Below are 249 nucleotides of genomic sequence, written 5' to 3'. Positions count from 1 at the left end.
CGCTGGCGAATGACTACGAGGCAACGGGCAACAGCCACACGATCACCGTAGTAGCCAGCGACGGCAATGGCGGTACGACCACCATCACCGTCACGCTCAACGAACTGGACGTCAACGAGGCACCGGCATTTGAAGATCCGAACCAGGGCGGCACGCCGCCGGGTCCGAACCAGCCGGGCACGATCTTCACTCCGCCGGGCGACGATGGTGCAGGCAACCCGACGCCGGCCAGCTACACGGTCAGCTACA

At 64.7% G+C, this 249-nt stretch carries 1 protein-coding gene; it reads left to right on the top strand.

What is annotated here, in order from left to right; genetic code table 11:
• On the top strand, positions 1–249 hold a 249-nt coding region (locus tag PAN08_RS18015), incomplete at both ends, for a cadherin repeat domain-containing protein (protein ID WP_269792875.1).

Origin of the sequence: Stenotrophomonas sp. Iso1 (assembly GCF_027497995.1) — a bacterium.
Lineage (GTDB): Bacteria > Pseudomonadota > Gammaproteobacteria > Xanthomonadales > Xanthomonadaceae > Stenotrophomonas.
This window is presented reverse-complemented; position numbering and strand designations above follow the sequence as displayed.